Source organism: Spirosoma fluviale (genome assembly GCF_900230225.1).
Taxonomy (GTDB): domain Bacteria; phylum Bacteroidota; class Bacteroidia; order Cytophagales; family Spirosomataceae; genus Spirosoma; species Spirosoma fluviale.
Genome location: NZ_OCNH01000010.1, coordinates 146,954 through 167,191 on the forward strand (window position 1 = coordinate 146,954; position 20,238 = coordinate 167,191).

The window sequence follows — 20,238 nt, forward strand, 5'->3', positions numbered from 1 at the left end:
ATCACTGACATCAAGACAAGCCAACCAATGGCTATGGATAATTAAATCCATTTGTTCCATTGTTGCTAACCGGACAACTACGTTCATTTTCATAATCCATAGGTATGCTTCGTATTTGTTGGATAAAAGCTGTTTCACTAGTATTAGGTGTGCCAAATCGTTCAGGGAATACCATATAATCTTTGTAGTCTTTACCGAAAAAGCTACTATGATCTGCCATATCCTCCCAATAGTGGCTTGAGAAATTCACTGAGCCATAAGTTGAGTTTGCATAGTTGTATGAGCCTCGTCCTTCGGTATCGCGTAAATTGACAGAGTAAAATGTGCGTCCGTTAAGTTGATAAGCACGATTGTTGCCAATAATGTAAAGGCTAGTTCGACTTTCGTCGTTTGCTGGTACCCGAACCGTCTCAAAAGAGGCTCCTCCCGATGCCATACGGACCAGTTTAAACGCTATCTGATGAGGGGGATCTGGATTTAGATGGTACACCGATTCTCGTTCTAATAATAAGGTCCATACACAGCCTGACTGATCCACATAATATCGATGTTTACCAATCAACTTTACACGCCGGGAGCATAAATACGTCAGTTGCCCTTTAGCTTCCTGGTTAAACTGGTTTCGGTTCAGATGTTTGAGTATCTCGGTTAACCGATCACTCGTTTCCCGAACGGAAAATTGACCATTTTCCAGGTCAACGATACCTTCACACGCCCCCCGGTTGTCTTGTAAATACCAGCGTTTGTCAATTTGGGATATTTCTACCTTCTTCCGTCGGTAGACTACGTACTTTTGTGTCTCCACATCAGCGTATACGTCGTTATCGGTTTTTGCCTGTTCATTTTTTCCGATGTAGGTATATACATAAGGCTCCTTGTCGCTGCAAAGGCCCAGTGGTTTCCCGTCTTTGTCGGTGATTTCCCACCAGCCATCGGGCTTTCTATCATATAGTTTACAGTCGTAGCTCACCTTATTACCTAGCCTGTACACTTTACTATCGGCCAGTTCACCAATGACCGTTTTACTGTTTGGGTCACCGGGTGTTTTCGTTCGGCTGGGGAGCGTGATGCTAACCTGAAAGCCATTGCCAACGGGTTTGTTGTCCCACCGCCAGTTTAAATCGTCATTGATATCGAAGAGAAGAAAGCCGCTTTTTTTTGCCGTGAAGGTGTATGAACTTCCGCACAGTTCCCAGCCCAGATAAGCGTAGTTGGAAAGATTAAATTCTGCACCCTCTTCCAGTACACACACCATAAGTGCGCCGTGGGGCAGGTTACGAAACGTATTGTATTGGTTACCGCTATACTCGGGTACACCGACAGGCGTGCGTTTTCCGGCAAGCATACCAACAATCACTTCGCCTGTTGCCGTAATCTTGATCTGATCACCACATTCTACTTTTGCGTTTGGTGCCCGTTGAATTCTGCTACCGGCGTAATTAAACTGAACGGGCGTTTGCTGAGCTGGTAGCAGTTGGGTGGTAAGGCATAGCAAGCCAGCCACCAGGGAGGTGTAGCATGTTTTCATGGATTCGGGCAGTGGGAATGTCAGGCCAACAGATTAAGTAGGCAACCCTGCTGTCTATCAATGCCACTTACTGGCAAAACGCTATCAGTTTATGGACACTTTTTTTACACCAACCCATGCCGAATGGCAAAATTGGTTAAGCCAACGATACTCTTCACGCCCAGTTTCTGGATAATATTGCGCCGGTGTGTGTCAACGGTGGCGTCGCTAATGAAAAGCTGGTCGGCGATTTCGGATGTGGTGTGCTCCGAGGCAATCAATTTCAAAATCTCCAGTTCACGATTGGTTAACTGCCGAATTTCATCCGGATGTTGCGGGCTTGATAAATCAATGAACAGCCGCAGGATTTCCTGACTCAGGTAGGTCCGGCTACTATCGCGCATAACTTCATGAATGGCTTTGCGAATATCGCGAACATCCTGGCTCTTGGAGATATAACCCGATACGCCCATGCGGATGGCTGCCCGCACATCGTCGGGCGATTCGGACATGCTCAGGATAATTACCTTCGTTTCCGGCGATATCGACCGTAATTGAAGCGCAAACTGTAGTCCGCTCACTCCGGTTGTCATGCGCAGGTCGCTAATGACAATATCGATCAACTGCTGCGATTTGTTCTCGCCAATGAAAGCCAGCGCTTCCAGGCCACTGGTAAACACCCCTCTTACTCGAATTCTGGTATCGTCGTGAAGTAAACTCGACAGACCATCGATAACGAGTTTGTGGTCATCAACCAGCAAAATGTTAATCTCTTTCTCCGTAATCATTTGGGGGATAGCAATTTAAATGAGGGCTCAAGATACGTAACGAAGCGCAAAAAAACAGCAACATGTCAATGATCACATTTTAAGGACAAGTGACATAGATCCCTGTACACAAACACAATGGCACTATGTTACACACCAGCATACTCAATACAGAAATTGATCTGAATCGCTTTAGCAAGGTGTACGCAGGGCGTAGCGGGGGCATGCCCGTCGATGCCGATTTTCTACTGCAGGGTACAGTACGAATCTTTTACGATGATCAGCAGCCTGACCGCTGGTTGGCGGGTTACTGCGTCAATGACCAGGCTCCCTATCGTTACCTGGCTGTGCATACCCCGACCGCGCAGGCCGCCCTGTTGGCGCAGCATCAGATCTCGCCCGACGATATTGTCGAGATCGGGGCCATCTGGATGGACGTGTCCGGGTTGGGCCGGGCGGGTCGCTGGCAGGTGTATCAATTTATGCTGGCCGATGCCTACGCTACCGGAAAAGGTATTGTGCTGGGGGGAACGGTTTATGCCCGAATCCGTGATTTCCAGATGCAGGTCGTTAAACACCCACTCTTTGATGGTACTGTTTTACTGGGTGGGAAGCAGCAACGCGTCTGGCTCTATTTTGCCCGACGGGAGGAGTTGTGGTTCGATTTCTTTCGGTTTACCACCCGCGAGTTCAGTCAGCCCATGACCGGCCCATTCATCAATACAGCTCATTCGTTAAATCAGGTAGCATAAGTGCGTATAACCCGCCCCGTCCGGTGCTTCGTCAGAGACAATCCTGTTGCTGACGGGGTACCGGACAGGCCGGTTTTTTCTTTATTTACTTACCGGCAAAAAAGCCTGCTCATAGAAAGACAGGCCGGAATTTGCCTGTTATTCCAGTAGAATCAGTGGTGAGTTAATTTGTTCTTGTGTGTATGTTTACAAGAAGTTGCTGCCAACTAACACATAATGACCAGCTAATGAATCAAGTCTATCCGACCGATTACGAAAAAGATCCAATGGGTTTCTGTTTAGCGCTCACTCAGTTAAATCCCCGGGACGAACGAGCCTGGGATTATATGAACCGGCGTCTGAAAAAATTCTTCTATCAGTTTGCCCTTCGTAATAGCCTGACACCCGAAGAAACAGAAGATACCATGCAGAATACCGTCATGATATTTCTGGATGCCATTGCATCGGGTAAGTTTACCTGCAAGGGCTTCAAACCCATTGGCTATGTGGGCCGGATTTGCGTAAACCTCTGGCATGACCACCTCAAAAAAGCAAAGAAATACCTCCCTATGATTGACATTGCCGACTTTACCGGTGAGCGGGAAACGAATGAGCCTGACGATTGGTACAAGCTAACCGACAATGATATGGCTGCTCATCGGGCTTCGGAACGGGCCTTCGCCGAACTTACTCCCGCTAACCAGGAACTGATGTGGCGGCATTATGTCGACGGGCAGAAGTTTGTCGATTTTGCCAAAGAAGATGGCTATACCGACATGTCGGTTCGGCAACTCCATCAGCGGGCCAAGAAACAATTCAACACTTTATTTGATAAACATTTTAACGCTATCCGCCGTGGAGAATCTGTCTGAAGAGCAACAAGAGGCCATTTTGGCTTATATTTTCAACCGAATGACAGAACCTCAACGGGTCGCATTCGACGCTGAACTTGAACAGAATCCATTGCTCAGGGAAGAGGTCGACCACCAGCGCACTATCCAGCGGGGAATGCAATTGTTAGCGTATAAACGCGAAGCCGCCGACATGCTTAAGCGTATCAACGTGTCGATGGACGATGAGATACCGTCGGGTAGTCAGTCCGGGTCGGAGCCCGAAAATGATCTGGACAGATCCCCGCTTGTGAAACCATTGTGGGGGCGCCCGATGGCCTGGGTGGCTGCCGCCAGTGTCGTTATGCTACTGGGTCTTTTTATTTATTTACTCCAGCAGCCAACACGTACCGGCTCAAAAACACCCGTAGCCCAAACCGACCGCCCAACGCCACCTGTTAACAACCGGCCTCCTTCCGACTCAATACCCACCAGTACCCCGGTCGACTCTGCTTCAACAGCCCCCCCGGTCGACCCTGCCAATGCAGACCATCTGCTGGCTGATGCGTTTTTTCGGGCCTCCCCGAAAAATGCACCTGTGTTTAGCCCCGGCCCTGATACCGACGCTGCCGCTCCCGACGATTCTGCTGCGGTAGCGATCGACTCCGCCAATGTGCTGCGAGGGGCCAGCCTTCTGAAACGCAGACGTGACCAGGAGGCAGCGACAATTCTTCAACAAATTGTATTGGAAGGCTACCCCGGCCACTGGCGTGCTACGGCCGAATGGTATTTAAGTCTGGCCTATCTGCGTATCGATAAACCCCGCGAGGCACGCGCTATCCTGTCACGTATTGCCCGTACCAAAGGTCACCCGTATGAAGCCGAAGCCCGGCGATTGAAAAAAGAAATGATGTAAGCTAAACTCTTCCACACCATGCAAGTAGTGTATCATCGTGTTACCTGGCTGTTCGGCCGGCTGGTAAGGGGGCAATTCGTGCTTATGCTGGCTGTTATGCTGGTAACCAGTGTTTGCCTGGAAGGACGGGCACAGGAATTTAATTATGGGTTGATTATGGATGACCAGAGTTATCTGCGATTGCCCATTAAGCCACCCGTCCTGACCAAACGAGGTTTACGAAACCTGCCGTCAGCAGTTATGTATGAAAATTACTGTCCCAGGCCAGCCAGTCAGGAGCGGCAGGGTACATGCATGGCGTTTGCACTGGGGTATTATCTGCGTACCGTTATAGAGGCCAAGCGACAACACCTGACGGATCGTAACCGCATTACCGAATTGGCTTTTTCGCCAACGTTTCTGTACGAAGAAGCCAAACTGCCCAACGATTACGATTGTAGTCAGGGGTTAAATGTCGATGCGGCTATTGAGGTCATACGTCAGCGTGGAATCGTTCCCCTGAAAACGCTTGGTTACCCGGCCTGCGGCCAGACTACGGTTAAGCTACGGGCACAGGCACAGGCCAACCGAATTGCAGAAGCCCAGCGTATTTTTGGCCTGACGGATTCGCCGGAAGAACGAATCAGCCATCTGAAAACAGCGTTAACGGAAGGACTACCTGTGGTGGTGAGTTTTCTGGTTGTTCCTTCGTTTGGAAACCTGAAAGCGTCACTTTGGGAACCCACCGCCAACGAAACAAACGCCGTTAAGTCCAAAATGGCGGGCGTACTGGCTCGTCAGACTACCCTCAGGGGACACGCCCTTTGTGTGTTGGGGTACGATAATTCTAAATTCGGAGGGGCTTTTCGCATCGTCAATAGCCGGGGCGAAGACTGGGCAGATGGCGGCTTTTGCTGGATACGCTATGCCGACCTGGCCGCTTTTACCCGGTATGGTGTGCAGGTCTACCCGCAGCTTGAAACTGCCGACCGAAAAGCCATTGGGGGCTTGCAGGCTGAACTATCGTTTGAGCAGCAAAAAGGTGGTTCGATGCCCGCACAGTTCGATGCCGCAACGTCACAGCGCACCGGCATACTTACCTATCGAATGAGCCAATCTTATTCGACGGGAACTTCATTCAAATTTTCGATCAGTAACGACCGTCAGGCTTATCTCTATGTGTTCGGTACCGACAACAGCCCCAACGCCCCTCTGGATAAACTCTATCCGTATACAGAAACCAATGCTGGGCAAACGACTGAGTTTAGTCCGCTGCTGGGGGCTTCTACAACAATTAGTTACCCGCCTTCAAATTACATTGAACTCGACTCCACGGCTGGAACCGACTATCTAGTGCTCCTGCTGGCTAACCGGCCTCAGGATCAGAGCCAGCTCGCCCGGCGTTGGGTATCGGCCCGCAACGCGTCGCGACCTGCTCAATTGCAGCAACTTATTCCGGCTACCGAAGTCATTGCGCCCGCTCAGGTGCACTATGAGACCGACCGGATTCGGTTTACGGTGCGACCCGATGCGACTGGGAGCGTACTGCTCGTACTGGTGCTGATTGATCATCGTTGACGATCCTGTGCAATGTCGTTTACCATGACAGTACCTGAGGCTGTCATGGTAAACGGGTTTTTATCGGGGTGTCATTCGGGGAGCGTTTTGGCAGGCTGGATCGTCGACCAGAATTTTAGACCCGTTCGGTTTACCGTCTTCAAACAGACGCTGTTTACAGTTATTGTCTCGCGTATCAATAAATACAGATCCGTAGCCTTCGCCACTTTCGGGCATATCGGGATATTTGACAGGAGGTGGTTTAACGGGATAGCCACAATCTGTGCTATTTCGTTTTAGCACTTTTCCACGCCGGAAGCCGCCTTTTCCATCGCAGAATTTTTCGTATTGAATATGGGTGACTTCATCACACATCGTTCCCGAGCGTGTACCCTCTTTGCATGGTTCAGGCGGAAGAGGAATTGAGTTGCATTGTCCTATTTTATCGCCGGTTTTAAAGCCGCCTTTCCCGTCACACACTTTTTCATACTTGATTGATGCCACACAGGTGTCTCCCTGTACTTTGCCCTCAGAACATATTTCAGGTTGCATATTCCACCAGATTGCCAGAGCAACTAACGCCAGAATACCAACCGGGATAAACCAGTTTTTTTTGAGCCATGTCTGCCAGGGTGGAGGAGGGGGCGTTGGGCATTTTTCTTTCAGTTCCCGCCCGCAAAGCGCACACTTGATGTCTTTATAACTGATTGTAACGTCGCCGGGTCCGAAGTCCTCCGGCCTCATCAGCTCCGGTTTGGTTTTATAAGGGCAGTTATTGGCCTGACCACAGCCCTTTTCTTTGGCAATGTGATAGGGGTTAATCTTTGGGCAAGGTTCTGAAACAGGCGGAGTGGAAGACGTTTGCATAAATGTGTAGCAACGATGATCACGTTTTTACCAGAGTGGCCATCAATAAGTGTCCGGGGAACAGTTTGGTAAATCAATGATACAACAAACCCACTGTTTACCTGCTTAAATTTCTGAAAATCATGCAAACCATTAGTGTAAATCCCAGAAAGTGGGTATTTGATAGTGGACCTTGAAACCGCACCTTTACATCTGCCGATTTATCCACACCATAAATTTTTCTTTGCTGGTTGTCTGGTTAAATGATGCCCATGAAGTATCAATTTCATTAGGCATCATTTACCCCTTCCAGCCCACTCTCCGCTTTCAAACCTCACTGAATCTTATGCCACAAGCTACCTGGGAGCAGGAAACTGATCCCCGTAAACTGAAATTGATCTTTCCCACACTGGGCCAGAGCTTTTACCTTACGCAAACTGAAGCCATTAATCAACTGGCGAGTAGTGCGAACCAAATCGTTCAGGTACATAAAAATGAGTATTCGTTCGAAGTCGATTTTAGAGGGCTAAAAGCAGTCCCGCAAAAACCCGGTATTCCCAGAGAAGGCAGCCGTCGACCCGTTCCATCCGGCGATGTGATTGGTATTGAGCAAAACGGTGCCTGGCTTGGCATGGATGGCTGGCAATCGGACAAACAGTATTTTAAACTCCGCCCGGCCGACGAGGGTCCCGTTATACAGAATAGTGGCGGGAATATTGCCCCACCGAAGGCGATAAAGTACAAACTCTGCAAAAATACACTGGCAAATGGGGCTACCTGCAATACCCCCAACATTCCGGAAGCCATTGTTTGCCGCAGTTGCGGCTCCGAGAAATACCTCGAACCTGTGTATGAATAGTAAAGTCACAGGTGGGCAATCAATGGGCTGTAAACTAAGTCTATTGTGCTTATCTCCTGTAGTCTGTCCACTACTAAAACTCTCCTCCAGCCGTGAACCCAATTTCTCTTATTGCCAATTCTGGCATTCAGTTCTACGATATTTTACTAAACCTTGGTGAGGCATCGCCCGCAACAAAAGTGCGCTTTGAATATGCCGAACAAGATGACCCCGATAATGAACGCGTTTATCTGACCACGCCCTACCTGATGGAAAATGGCCGGTATGTGAGTCGAATCGACCTTAATGCCGAAGCCTTCCGGGCCGACCGAAGCATAGACGAGAGCAAGATTAACACGGCAAATCTACTTTACCTGCGCGAAGATTACCTGGTTAACATCCAGGGGCGAGATGCCTTGAACATGCTCGAAGGCGTTTGGTTACCAGCCCCGTTTTTCCGGGTTGAAGATTACGACCCCCAATCTTTTTTACCCGGTCCCCACAAATGGGCCAGAATGTATTTGGGCCGGATTAGTAGCCAGGACCGACCGGAAGGTAGCAATTATACACACAAGCTAGTGCTCGCCTTCGACACGCGTTGCGATGATAAGGACAAGCCCGATACCAACCATACCTATTACCTTATTCCCGACAGCTTTGATCAGAAAGGTGGTAAAACCCGTTTCGTTTGTGCAACTCATGAAGATACCAACGGATTCTGGCTGTCGCAGGCGTGGGTACGTGATACACTCAAGAGCGAACAGTACAAACGCCGGAGCCGGTTACCCCGCCAGTTAACCGCCGAAGGGCAGCCCCAGCAACTGTTGCACATCGGGATGTACATGACCTTACTTAGTGTCCTCGAAAAGGCCAATGCCTTTCCGGCTGTCGTGTTGAAAGATGATGAAGCCGGGCAGCGGATCGACGTCAACCTGGTACTGGATGTCGGTAATTCACGCACCTGCGGATTGGTTATGGACAGCACAACCCGTGAGCGAGACCCGGAATTAGCCTTGACCGATGCCCGGCGGCTTACAATTCGTGAATTGTGGAATCCAATCCAGACGAGTAGCAAGCCATTTGAGATGAAAATGGCGTTTATGGAGGCTCCCTTTGGCGACGGAGGTGAACCCAAAAGTTCACGATTGTTCCGCTGGCCCAGCCCTGTTCGTGTTGGGCCGGAGGCTACCCGCTATGGGATTATATTCGGGGACAACCAGTCGCTAAGTGGTCAATACGAAACAACGTTTTCATCACCAAAGCGATACCTCTGGGACGAAACACGGCGCGAGAAACCCTGGGGATTCTATTCCGTAAATATCGAAAAAACAGACACTCCGGCTACTGATCTTCCGCTAACGGATTTGTTTACCCGAGATGGTGCCCTCTTGAGTAAGGCCAACCAACAGGCTGCCAAAAATGGGCAGCTGCCTTACTTTGCCGGGCAAACACCTCAGTACGCCCGTAGTTCGTTGATGACGTTTGCGCTGGCCGAAATTCTGCTGCAAACGATGAGTTACATCAACAGCTTCGAATACCGGGAAAAATCGGGCGAGGCTGGAGTGCCCCGTCGATTGCGAAGGGTTGTATTAACCTGCCCGACAGCCATGCCCAAGTCGGAACGGGTAAAACTCCGCGAATGTGCCGCCGATGCACTCCAGTCGCTGCGTGAGTATTATGGTAATCAATATAAATTGATTTCTCCCGAACTTGAGATTATTCCGGATCATACTATTCTGGCGGAAAATGAGCGGAATGAGGTACCGAGTAACCTTAAGGAAATGCGCGAAGAGCATAATCCCCGTCGGATGCGTACGACCTGGGGGTACGATGAAGCAACGTGCAGCCAGTTAGTGTTTCTTTATAATGAGGTCGTTCATCGGTTTGGCGTGCGTAATGCGCCATTGTTGTTTGAGACGATGGGCCATCAGCGGGCTGGTACCCTGGCACCGGACCAGAAATCGCTCATGATTGCCAGCGTAGATATCGGGGGCGGCACCACCGATCTCATGATCAGTCATTATGAATATGAGCCGGGTGCTACCACGACGTTGATACCGAATCCCGTATTTTGGGAGGGCTTCAACGTGGCCGGTGATCAAGTACTTAAGAAGCTCATTGAAGAGTGCGTACTGCCACAGATTGCCCGCGAAGCGCGTCAGCGGGGGTGTGGTCGGGCCAGTCAGGTGCTGTATAAATTGTTTGGCCCCTATCAGGCCACGGATACCGACGCGACCCGCACCCGTAAAAAACTCTTTGCCAACCAGATTGCAACCGTTATCGCTCAGGGGATGCTGGAGCAGATCACCAGCCAGCCTGATCAGACGCGTATCGTGCCGTTCGATGAATTTTTTCAGCAGCAGGAAGCGCCTATTCCCAGCGTGCTGGAATACGTTAACGAGGGCTTTCGGCAGGAAGGCGCTACCGGGTTCGATATTCGGTTCATGTCCTGGGAAGTATCGCCAACGGAAATTAATACCCGGGTGATTCGGAATGTGCTGGGACAGATGCTGCGGGATCTTTGCGGGATAATCGGTCAGTATGGCTGCGATTACGTACTTCTGTCGGGCCGACCCTCTACGCTCCCGGCGGTACTGGATATGTTTCTGGAAAATCTACCCGTTTCTCCGGATCGTATCGTACCCATGAATCGGCTTCGGGTGGCCACCAACCGCAGTTTCTGGTATCCGTTTAGTGACCCCCACGAGTACACCATCAAAGACCCTAAAACGTGCGTGTCGGTCGGAGCCGCTATTGCCCTACTCGCCGAATTGGGAAATTTAAGTGGATTTAGGCTCGATACGCGCCTATTGGCCGCTCGTATGACCTCTACGGCGGATTATATCGGTTTATTAACGGAGGGTCAGCCGCCCTGTGTAAAAGAAGAGCATCTGCTGACGACTCCCGAAGATCCGGGCGGGTTGGCGTTCTGGCTTAACAATGGCAAGAATACGTTTATAGGTATGCGTCAGATGCCCACCGACCGGTGGATTGCCACGCCCTTATACAAAATCGAGTTTGCCTCCGAGCGAGCGGCACAACTACTTACCCCTAAAATGCCTCTGGAGGTTTCTATTCGTCGACCCAACGCCCGCGATAAAGAAAATCTGATGCTGTTACGCCCCCAAACAGTACTGGACCCTGCTACCGGACAGGACATTCCCGCTTTGCGGCTAGCCCTTTGTACACTAACCGACCCTTATGGCTACTGGCTCGATACCGGTAATTTCATCCTTGATCCCTACCTCAACTAGTGTTCAACGGTGCGTTCAGGGTGGGTTGATGTCCCACGCTGAACGTACTTCCGTATTCCCGAATACCTTGCCCGTTTATGACTCCACACCCGATAGATACCCCACTCGATCAGCTTGTTACGCATCTTTCTGCCCTGTTAGGCAAGGAGGGTATACAACGGCTTCGCCAGAATCCCAATTTCGCTCTGCCTTACGCTGACGAGGTTTTGACGGATGCCGACTGGCTGAGTCGGGCCTTGCAGACGATCTTACCCATAGAAGACATTCGGGCTATTGGCGAAGGGGTAGCCAATTTAACCCTGGAACTGCAACGTCCCTTACTTCAACAGATTGAAGGATTGCGCTGGGAGCAGTTTGAGCAACAGGGAGCTGTCGAGAAAAGCACACAACTCACCGCCGAGGCCCAGGCCGGACGCGAACGGGCTGAAGTAGAAGCCTTTCGACTTCGTAAAGAACAGGCCGCCTTACTACCCACCGACCTGTTTGTGGCGTCGTTCTTCATCGCTGATGACGAGGTTCCGATTCGCGAACTATTGCTGGAAGCTGCCCACCAATCGACAACCGGACTGGCCGAGTTTCTGAAAGGCTTCGTGCCCGGATGGACACGCGTAAAGGCGGTGGTAAGCCATCCTGCGGGTGAGGTACAGATCGATTTACAACAGGCGCATCAGGCCCTGACCGATTTGCTGGCCGGACTGTCGGGGCTACACATCCCACAGCGACGTGCGCTCCTGGAAAAAGTGGCGCAATGGGCTTCCCGACCCTTCCCGGACTACATTTTCGTTTCGCCCGAAGAAAGCCCTCAGCCCGATCCGGCTTTGCACAATGTTCATGGGCTGAGCGGAAGTACCATCGTGGAGGGTCGGTCGTTTGCGATCATTCGGCGGCAGTCGCGAACGGTGGTCATGTATGCCGATGTGATCGTTGCCTGATCACGTTTTGCCGGTTTTGGCATTAATCAATACACGCAGACAGAAACACATAATCAATATGTTTGGGAATCTTACCTCGGAAAGTCAGCAGTTACAGAAAAGTATTCAGAATGGACTGAACTGGCTCAATCAGTATGCCGAGCCGGAAAAGCGCATCAGCACGCTCGATGAATTGGGCAAACTGCGCCGACAGGCTAAACGGCTCCAGTACGCTGCCGGATTTCGGCCTGCTCTGGCCATGTTCGGTATCAGCCAGGTCGGCAAATCCTATCTCGTTTCCAACCTGGCCCGTATTCCAGGCCAGTCGCTTCTCCAGATCGATAATGCGGGCCTACCCGCCGACCGCGTACGGGAGATTATCGGTCATGATGGTCCCATTAGTTTTATTGACGACATCAATCCCAAAGGGGGTGGTACAGAGGCTACCGGTGTGGTTACTCGTTTTACTACCCATCATCAGTCTGGCCAGCCGGGTTATCTGGTTCGCTTGTTAAGCCAGATTGACGTGGTGAAGATCATGGCGCTGGGGTACCAGTACAACGTCATTAATTCAAGCTATCCTGATAAACTGACGGCCGAAAAGCTGGATAAGCTGATCGCGTCGTTAAATGATCTGCGGCAGGCTGGTGAACAACCGGGCATGAGCGAAGATGATGTTCTGGATTTACGCGATTACCTGAATCGTAACTTTCAGGGTATGGACCTGATCGGAACGCTGCGCCGATATGGTTATTGGGAAAAAATAGCATCACTGATCCCGCAACTGCGCCCCGTGGATCGCTGGTCCGCTTTCTCGCTGCTCTGGCACGAAGATGCGTTTATGACAGATCTGTTCCGGCAGATTAGTCAGGGGCTAAGTGAACTGAATTTTGCCGCCGAAGGCTACGTCGGTCTGGAAGCAATTGCCCCTCAGCATCAAACGATTGTGGACGTTAAACGATTCGACGAACTGGGCGATCCCGAAAGAGATACGGGCTCCGTTAATGTCATGATCAATGGAAAGTCGCACTTGCTGAATCGCAGTATTCTAACCACAATCACCGCCGAGCTGGTATTACCCTTGCCCAAAGGTATTGAACAGCACTCGACCCGTCGATTTTTGCAATACGCTGATATTCTGGATTTTCCAGGGGCCAGGAGTATGGAAGGCTCCGAAGAGGTGGTGTATCAGAAAGCGACAGAAACAAACGCTAAAATGGCTCCGTTTCTGCGCGGTAAAGTATTTTATCTTTTCAACAGCTACAACGATTCGTTTGGTATCAGCAGTTTACTGTTCTGCATGGACGATCGGCAGAATGATGTGAAAGGGAAACTTAATATCAACAGTATGATCAGCCAGTGGGTAGGCGCTAACGTGGGTCGAACCGCCGAAGAACGGGAGATCCGCGAAAATGCGTTAAACCAACTCATTCCGGCTGATGTTCGTGGCGACGTGGCCAGGGTGAATCCATTTTTCCTTATTCTGACTAAAATAAATGTTGAGATCGATAAATGTGATCCCGGAAAAATTGGGCAACCTCACTTCCACGACGACATTTGGGAAAAACGACTCGAAACGTTCTTCGACAAAGAGATTGACAAAGGGTCTCTGGATAAGTGGTCACGGAAATGGAATAACCAGGGCGCTTTCAAGAATACATTCATGATTCGCGACCCTCGTTATTCTCAGGTCGCTTACCAGGTGGTTGATGGTATTGAAGAACATAGTACTCGCTTTGAACCGGTTTTTGCCGATCTACAGCAGTCGTTCGTGCAAAGCAGGCATGCCGTCAACCATTTTCATAATCCATTACTGGCGTGGCAAGAAGCCACCCAGCCAAGCCACAATGGTATCGACTATCTGCTCAAATACCTCTTACCTGCCTGTCATCCAGCTATAAAGGAAGAGCAGCTTCGTGGTGCCTTACAAGAGGTGCGGCAGGGCATTGGCCGGGCACTCTGTGCGCACTATGAGGGCGGTTCGGTGGAGGAAAAACTCAAACGTGCCCGCGAACGGCGTGAGCGGATCAAACTGCCCCTCGGGCTGGTTGTTCAGCAAAAACGCCTGGGCCAGTTGCTGGCTACGCTTACGCTGGCCGAACAACACACGGGCGGTGGGATGTGGGACAGGCAGCTGGCTATTGATGCCATGAGCCAGCCCGATATGTTTATGAAGGAGGCTAATGGAACAACGACGGCAACAACAGAACAGGCAAATCAGCAGTCGGTTGTTGATTTTCTGGAGGATATGCTGGGCGACTTTAAAGAGACGCCGTCAGTTGCCACCAAGGCCAAATTAGCCCCAAATCTGGCGTATCGGTATGCTGAGATTTTTCTGGGACATTGGGTAGGACAACTAAAAGATACTGCCGACGATCGGGCTTTCCTGCATGGGTTTGGCTTCCAGAAGGAAGAAGCTGACATTCTGATGGAAGAGATGGTTCGCAGTATGGAGCGTGATACGCTGAAAGACCGGCTGGCCGACAAGGTGGGTCTTTATATTGAACAGCCTGATAATCTGGAAATCGTATTGAGTATCGGGCGAGCAGCCGTCAATGAATTTGTCAACACACTGGGCTGGTCACGCGTTAGTGCCGAGGATAAACGAAGTAACAAAGCCTTGTTTCAGCCGATTCCCAACGCACCTGCCGTTCCTATTTTTGACGATACCGTTCTAACCGTTCCCGATAAAACAAGCCTTCAACCAACGGTAGAAGATCCCGGAAGGTTTTGGTACAGCCAGTGGTTTCGAGGCTATTATCAGTCGTTTGAATACAACGTATTACGAGAGGCTAATCTTGCTGATCCCGAACGCGCCCGCATTAACGGCTTGCTCGAAGTGATCATCAAAGGGCTTGACTATCAGTGCTAATTCCTTACTATTCACACCCATGCCTGCCCGTTATACCGTATTCAGCACCTTGCTGGCTCCCTATCGTGCTGTTCTGTGGCTGGCCCAGCCCGTCCATAGCCGGTACCCGCAACTGCGATCCCTCCTGCAGAACCGCTTTGGCGACGATTACGCCAGTCTATTATCCGAACCTTACATTCCTGCGCCCCAGGAGCAGGGACGGGTCGAAGCCAAATGGTTTACGGATGCTTTCCGCACCGGAAAAACGCTAACGCAACTGGCCGCCGATGAGCGGATACGGGTGAGTGCTTTGCTGGATGCCAAACTAACCAATATTCGGCAATATGCTGATGAACTGGATCAATCGCCATCGGCCGAAGGTAGTCAACTGGCCGCCCTGTTACGATTGGCTATTGAAGTGCCCTCGCCCGATTGTGTGCTGGTCGATGGAAATCAGATCGTGTTAGTCCTTTGGGGGTTCGACTCAGATCGGAGCCGGCAGGATCGGTTTCGGATTAGTCAATTTGTAAAGTCCGAACCGCTTCCTGTTTCTCCGGCTCCTTCACCCACTTCCGGTGTGGTACCTCCGCCGGTAATTCCTTCGAACGCTACCGCAACAGTAGTTGATAGCACTGTACCGCCGGTAGTAGCCACGACGCGCAGCCGGTTCTGGCAATTCTGGCGGTGGCGATTCTGGTGGCGTAACGGAGGACTGGGCACTACAGGAAACGCAGGAGGACCGGGTGGCGGCCGTGGGTTTGGTTGTGCCGGTTTACTAGGTGGTCTGTTGCTGCTGTTGCTCCTGCTTGGTTTATGCTGGTGGCTATGGCCCCGCCAGTGGTGGCCGAGCTGGTTGCCGGGTGGTCCTGCGGCCGATATTGTTGCCCCCAGCCCGCACCTGCCTCCACAGCAAGGCGTTATCCCGCCTATCGATACAAGTCAGATCATTACCGATCCCGCAGATTCTCTGCATAAACCCATTGTTGGAAACCGGTTGAACATGTTCCTGAAAAAGGGTCAGAATCTGGTGGCGTTTGTCGACAAGATAAAAAAGCAGTACCCTGGAAACGACCTTCAGATTGTTGCCTACGATACTGTATACCGCTCCCTTCAGGTGCAGATTCCAACGGCCGAGCGAGATACCTGGCGCAAGTGGTTTACACAAATGCCGGAAGTGTATGTAGTGTTTGACGAGACATTGTTCGAAACGGGCATGAATCCGAATGATCCTGCTTTGTCTGATCGGCAGACGAACTGGTACTTTACGGCTATACAGGCGTTTACCGCCTGGGACATTACGCGTGGATCACCGGATGTGACGGTGGCAGTGCTGGATGGAGGTTTTGAAACCGGCCATCCCGAGTTGTCGGGTCAGGTGGTTTCTCCCTGGAATGTGGTTACGGGCAGTAACGTTGTCAATACCAGCGACGTGGAGGGTGGAAACCATGGCACCCATACCGCCAGTACCGTAGCCGGTCGCGGGGGGAACAACGAAGGTACATCGGGTATTGCACCTGCGTGCCGGTTAATGCCGATACAGGTTGGCGGGGCCAAAAATATATCCAGTCTGGCCATCATTTATGGTATTCAGTATGCCATGCAGCACGGAGCGCAGGTAATTAGTATGTCTCTCGGTTCGTCTCCTGCTCCGGAAATTCAGCAAAAATTACGGGCGATGTCGCCCCGGCAGCTAGCCGGTTTTGTGCAGATGTATCGGCAGACGGCTCATTATCAATCAGATAAGTTGCTGTATGAACGGTTTCATGCTGAGGCTGCCCGAAACGGTATCGTTATTGTCAAGTCAGCAGGCAACGATAATCTGCCGGCCGAGCTGGATGCTGAAAATGCGGCTTCTAATATTATTGTCGTGGCGGCTACTGGCTTGCCCGATGAGAAAGGAGCTTACCCCGTAGCCGATTTCAGTAACTATGGGGCTTTCACAACCGTTTCGGCCCCAGGCGTAAAAATTTACAATGCTGTGACTGGAGGAGGATATGACGCTTATCAGGGTACCAGCATGGCCGCACCTATGGTGGCCGGAGCCGTAGCCCTCATGAAGTCTATTCGATCGGATCTGACCACGGACCAAATTCGACAGATTCTCATCGAAACAGGTCTGACCGTTTCGAATAGTCGCCGGATCGTTGGCCCGATGATTCAGTTGAACAAGGCGCTGGCGGCTTGCGGGAAGGCCCCGCGCGACCCTTGTGCCATGACGATCGATAGCCTCCGTCGTGAAGTAAGAAAACTACGACGTCAACAGCCCGCTATCTAATGAACCCATCGCTTTTATCCCGGCAGTTAGTTGCCACACGGCCAACCGTTGGTTTGCGCCCGGTATTTGGTAGTGGTGTTGGTGAGAGTATTCGTCGGTATCAGGTGTTGCAGGCCATTTTGCGGCCACATACCCTTCATGCTCTGTTTGCTGAACCCATCATCGAAGGGGATCAGATTCGGTGGTATACGACCCTGAAAGGGGAGGTGGTCGCACTGAGTCAACTGCTGCCTGAGCAACAGGAGCGTACGAAACGTATACTCAAATACTACGCCGATGCGGCTTATGAACTAGCCCGCCATCATCGTGACGCCGACGACTTGCGCCGGTTGCTTGACGACTGTTTTGAAATCCCTGATTTTGACACCGTTTTTCTGGTTGGGAAGCGCCCTGTTCTGGTCAATTGGGGATTTTTGAAGACGGATTTTAACAGCGTCAGAGGATTAGTCGCCCGGCTGACTAAAGGGATGGTAACGCCCCGCCTGATGCTCAATGTGAAGGTCATTTCCCGGACGGACCGGCAACCTATGGCGGATGCAGCGGTCGTACTTCACTATGAAGGGCAAACCCGGCGGCTACTGACCAACGAGCAGGGAAATGTTAGTTTCAACGATATTTTTCCGTTCGATTTTCCGGTGTTCGATGTTGAAGCGAGTGCTGATGAATTTCATTCGGCAACCACAACGATCTCTGTTGACCGCGATGCGGCTGATTTGATTCTTGCCGGGTTTACGCCCCTGATCACAACCATCACCCTGGAGCCTGTTGCCCGTGAGCAATCGTTCGATATTCGGGTGGTTGACACGAACACAAACAAACCCATTGATAAAGCCACGGTGCGGCTTATGTCAGGCCCCTTCTCCGCTGATTTACTGAGTGGTACGTCAGGCTGGGCCTCCTTTGCCAATGTACCTCTGTACGGTAATGAACCGGTTTGCATAAACATCGCTCATGCCGATTATATGGATGAGCAGAGCGAGCTCGATCCAGCGGAGGTAGAACATGTCGTTCAACTCAGGCCACTCGAATTGCAGGGAAAGCGCGGCATGTTTAGCGTTAATCTCCGTTGGAAAACAACGGATGATCTTGACTTACTGATTAGCGATCCCGGCGGTAATCTGATTTCGTACAGTCACCGTCGGGTCGATTACAACGGCTACGTGGGTATTCTGGATATTGATGCCAACGCGGATGACAATAATCTGACTGACCAGCCTCAGGAAAATATTTACTGGGAGCAGGCGCACCCCGGTCGATACGCGATTCAGGTATTGCTTTACAAACGCCGAACCGCCACTGCCGAGCCTATTCCGTTCATTATTACCATCGTACAGGGTAACGAGCGATTTGAAATGAATGGTCAGATCAGTCAGGAAAAAGAACGACAGACCGTAAATATCATTGATTTATGAAACGTGAAATCCTCACCACCCCTTTAAAGCGGCTACGGCCTGTTTATTCGTCCGTTGGCGAAAATATCAAGCGTTACGAACAGGTACGCGGATTGTTCACGCCCGAACACAGTTATCTGTTTGCCGAACCCCTCGTTACCGGTCCCGCCCGCGATCACCTGACCTGGTTTGGCGACTACCCCGGTCAATATCGAACGCTGGCCAGCCTTTCGGCTACAGAGCGGGCACAGATGTTACCCGTTTTTAATGAGCAGGTCAATCATTTGTTTCGCGATATTATAAAGTACGTTAAGCGAAATCCGGGCCAGTACGACCGGACGCAGTATCTTACCCTCCGGCGAACCGTTGAAAGTTTTCTGGAAGTGCCTTCTGAAGAACACATTCTACTTTTTGATACGCCCGCTGGTCCCTGCTTCGTTCTGACAAACTGGGGGTTTACCCTCGATGAAGACAATGCTCCCCATGACCTGATTCGGGGTCTTACCCCTTTTGCCGTTACCCCCGTAGTGCTTCAGGCTACCTACCTGTCCAGCAATATGGCAGCGCTGAACGAACCGCTGACAATTGAATGGGAGGGCCGTCAGCTGCAGGCAACAACGGATGCCAGCGGTACGGTTACGTTGCCCGAAGTGCCCTATTTGAGTGAAGTTACTGTTTACCAGATAGACGCAAATGGGCAGAAAGCAAATGTTCAGCAAGTGCTGGTTGATGAGCGGGAGCCGTCTGTACCTTATCCCGTTAAGCTGAACCGTTTACCCTTCCCCATGCGCTTCAAAGTGATCAACCAACAGGGAAAGGTAGTGCCAAACCATCCTGTTCGGCTGGCCTATCAGGGCTTATCGGTGTTGGGTGTGTCGGATGGGAATGGCTATCTCGTTCGGGATGATGTTTTTTACGGCGAAGCCGTTCAGTGCTACGATGACAAAGTACCCAACGCTCCACTCGCCCAGTCGCACACCTTCAGCCGGGCTCAGGCCGAATACCTCATTCCCGTCGTTATCCCGGATCCGTTAAAGCCCGTAAAACGAGGACTCGGGTGTTTGGGCCTGCTGGGTTTGCTCCTGTTACTGTTGTTGGCGGGGGGCGTTGCCTACTATTTCTTCCAGAAGCACGAGAAACCCATTATCAGCGAAAAGTCTATTCTGGAAGAGCCCAAAGAGAACTTTTCAGTGTCTCTATCGGCCTGCAATGGCGGGCAGACAGGCTCTAACCCCGAGTATACAACCACCAAAATTATGGTTGTAACGGCTGAATATGATCTGGTGAAGGAGGAGGGTCAGTTTGTATTTGACTATTATACCGATAGTTACCCCGACAAACTGGAGGTATTCGACGGTAGAGCCGAGGACCTTGATGAAGACAGCAAGCCCCTGTTCACCTACTTCGGCAGTACGATCTACGATTTCAAAACCCTGGATCAGATTCACGAAACGATCAAACTCAAATCGCGATACATCACGGTAAGGGCTACGGGGCAGTCTGTCTGGGACTATAAAGTTAACTGCCCTGATTAAGTTTGGAAACAGGTCAGAAATCATTACACCCTTATTTATGCCGGTAAGCG

The 20,238-nt window shown here is 51.0% G+C and carries 14 protein-coding genes; 11 read left to right on the top strand and 3 right to left on the bottom strand.

What is annotated here, in order from left to right; all coding sequences use genetic code 11:
* Positions 1 to 31 precede the first annotated feature (31 nt).
* Positions 32 to 1,528, bottom strand: coding sequence for a hypothetical protein (locus tag CRO74_RS30730; protein ID WP_097132080.1), 1,497 nt, complete (start codon positions 1,526 to 1,528; stop codon positions 32 to 34).
* 104 nt (positions 1,529 to 1,632) lie between these two features.
* Positions 1,633 to 2,295, bottom strand: a complete 663-nt coding sequence (locus CRO74_RS30735) for a response regulator (protein WP_097132082.1) — start codon at positions 2,293 to 2,295, stop codon at positions 1,633 to 1,635.
* A gap of 125 nt (positions 2,296 to 2,420) precedes the next feature.
* Here CRO74_RS30735 and CRO74_RS30740 point away from each other — a divergent pair, with 125 nt between their 5' ends.
* From CRO74_RS30740 to CRO74_RS30755, 4 genes are all read left to right on the top strand, one after another.
* On the top strand, positions 2,421 to 3,026 hold the full coding sequence (locus tag CRO74_RS30740) for a hypothetical protein (RefSeq protein WP_097132085.1): 606 nt from the start codon (positions 2,421 to 2,423) through the stop codon (positions 3,024 to 3,026).
* Between the two features lie 227 nt (positions 3,027 to 3,253).
* A complete protein-coding gene (locus CRO74_RS30745) occupies positions 3,254 to 3,877 on the top strand; it encodes an RNA polymerase sigma factor (protein WP_097132087.1) in 624 nt (207 codons plus the stop codon).
* 40 nt (positions 3,878 to 3,917) lie between these two features.
* On the top strand, positions 3,918 to 4,751 hold the full coding sequence (locus CRO74_RS30750; RefSeq protein ID WP_144036012.1) for a tetratricopeptide repeat protein: 834 nt from the start codon (positions 3,918 to 3,920) through the stop codon (positions 4,749 to 4,751).
* 18 nt (positions 4,752 to 4,769) lie between these two features.
* Entirely contained in the window at positions 4,770 to 6,308 is a 1,539-nt protein-coding gene (locus CRO74_RS30755; protein ID WP_097132091.1) for a C1 family peptidase, read from the top strand.
* Between the two features lie 60 nt (positions 6,309 to 6,368).
* Here CRO74_RS30755 and CRO74_RS30760 read toward each other — a convergent pair whose 3' ends face one another.
* Positions 6,369 to 7,154 carry a hypothetical protein gene (locus CRO74_RS30760; protein ID WP_097132094.1) on the bottom strand — a complete coding sequence of 262 codons (786 nt, stop codon included), beginning with the start codon at positions 7,152 to 7,154 and terminating at the stop codon, positions 6,369 to 6,371.
* Between the two features lie 325 nt (positions 7,155 to 7,479).
* On the opposite strand from CRO74_RS30760, the gene CRO74_RS30765 reads away from it, so the two are divergent.
* The 7 genes from CRO74_RS30765 (at position 7,480) to CRO74_RS30795 (ending at position 20,188) form a co-directional block, all read left to right on the top strand.
* Positions 7,480 to 7,992 carry a hypothetical protein gene (locus CRO74_RS30765; RefSeq protein WP_144036014.1) on the top strand — a complete coding sequence of 171 codons (513 nt, stop codon included), beginning with the start codon at positions 7,480 to 7,482 and terminating at the stop codon, positions 7,990 to 7,992.
* Positions 7,993 to 8,084: 92 nt separating this feature from the next.
* Positions 8,085 to 11,225, top strand: coding sequence for a virulence factor SrfB (locus CRO74_RS30770; RefSeq protein WP_097132097.1), 3,141 nt, complete (start codon positions 8,085 to 8,087; stop codon positions 11,223 to 11,225).
* Positions 11,226 to 11,302: 77 nt separating this feature from the next.
* A complete protein-coding gene (locus tag CRO74_RS30775; protein WP_097132099.1) occupies positions 11,303 to 12,157 on the top strand; it encodes a hypothetical protein in 855 nt (284 codons plus the stop codon).
* A 58-nt stretch (positions 12,158 to 12,215) separates the two neighbouring features.
* Positions 12,216 to 15,008: a virulence factor SrfC family protein gene (locus tag CRO74_RS30780; RefSeq protein WP_097132102.1), complete on the top strand. Its 2,793-nt coding sequence runs from the start codon at positions 12,216 to 12,218 to the stop codon at positions 15,006 to 15,008.
* Between the two features lie 19 nt (positions 15,009 to 15,027).
* Positions 15,028 to 17,262 carry a S8 family serine peptidase gene (locus CRO74_RS30785; protein WP_097132104.1) on the top strand — a complete coding sequence of 745 codons (2,235 nt, stop codon included), beginning with the start codon at positions 15,028 to 15,030 and terminating at the stop codon, positions 17,260 to 17,262.
* Positions 17,262 to 18,674 (top strand): DUF2135 domain-containing protein, encoded by a 1,413-nt coding sequence (locus tag CRO74_RS30790; protein WP_097132106.1) that lies wholly within the window; start codon positions 17,262 to 17,264, stop codon positions 18,672 to 18,674. The genes CRO74_RS30785 and CRO74_RS30790 overlap by 1 nt, the downstream gene beginning before the upstream one ends.
* On the top strand, positions 18,671 to 20,188 hold the full coding sequence (locus tag CRO74_RS30795) for a hypothetical protein (RefSeq protein WP_097132108.1): 1,518 nt from the start codon (positions 18,671 to 18,673) through the stop codon (positions 20,186 to 20,188). The genes CRO74_RS30790 and CRO74_RS30795 overlap by 4 nt, the downstream gene beginning before the upstream one ends.
* The last annotated feature ends 50 nt before the right edge of the window (positions 20,189 to 20,238 follow it).

Excerpts from the sequence above, each read along its gene's own strand:
- CRO74_RS30730 (WP_097132080.1), bottom strand. The coding sequence starts at position 1,528 with ATGAAAACATGCTACACCTCCCTGGTGGCTGGCTTGCTATGCCTTACC.
- CRO74_RS30735 (WP_097132082.1), bottom strand. The coding sequence starts at position 2,295 with ATGATTACGGAGAAAGAGATTAACATTTTGCTGGTTGATGACCACAAA.
- CRO74_RS30740 (WP_097132085.1), top strand. The coding sequence starts at position 2,421 with ATGTTACACACCAGCATACTCAATACAGAAATTGATCTGAATCGCTTT.
- CRO74_RS30745 (WP_097132087.1), top strand. The coding sequence starts at position 3,254 with ATGAATCAAGTCTATCCGACCGATTACGAAAAAGATCCAATGGGTTTC.
- CRO74_RS30750 (WP_144036012.1), top strand. The coding sequence starts at position 3,918 with ATGACAGAACCTCAACGGGTCGCATTCGACGCTGAACTTGAACAGAAT.
- CRO74_RS30755 (WP_097132091.1), top strand. The coding sequence starts at position 4,770 with ATGCAAGTAGTGTATCATCGTGTTACCTGGCTGTTCGGCCGGCTGGTA.
- CRO74_RS30760 (WP_097132094.1), bottom strand. The coding sequence starts at position 7,154 with ATGCAAACGTCTTCCACTCCGCCTGTTTCAGAACCTTGCCCAAAGATT.
- CRO74_RS30765 (WP_144036014.1), top strand. The coding sequence starts at position 7,480 with ATGCCACAAGCTACCTGGGAGCAGGAAACTGATCCCCGTAAACTGAAA.
- CRO74_RS30775 (WP_097132099.1), top strand. The coding sequence starts at position 11,303 with ATGACTCCACACCCGATAGATACCCCACTCGATCAGCTTGTTACGCAT.
- CRO74_RS30780 (WP_097132102.1), top strand. The coding sequence starts at position 12,216 with ATGTTTGGGAATCTTACCTCGGAAAGTCAGCAGTTACAGAAAAGTATT.
- CRO74_RS30785 (WP_097132104.1), top strand. The coding sequence starts at position 15,028 with ATGCCTGCCCGTTATACCGTATTCAGCACCTTGCTGGCTCCCTATCGT.
- CRO74_RS30790 (WP_097132106.1), top strand. The coding sequence starts at position 17,262 with ATGAACCCATCGCTTTTATCCCGGCAGTTAGTTGCCACACGGCCAACC.
- CRO74_RS30795 (WP_097132108.1), top strand. The coding sequence starts at position 18,671 with ATGAAACGTGAAATCCTCACCACCCCTTTAAAGCGGCTACGGCCTGTT.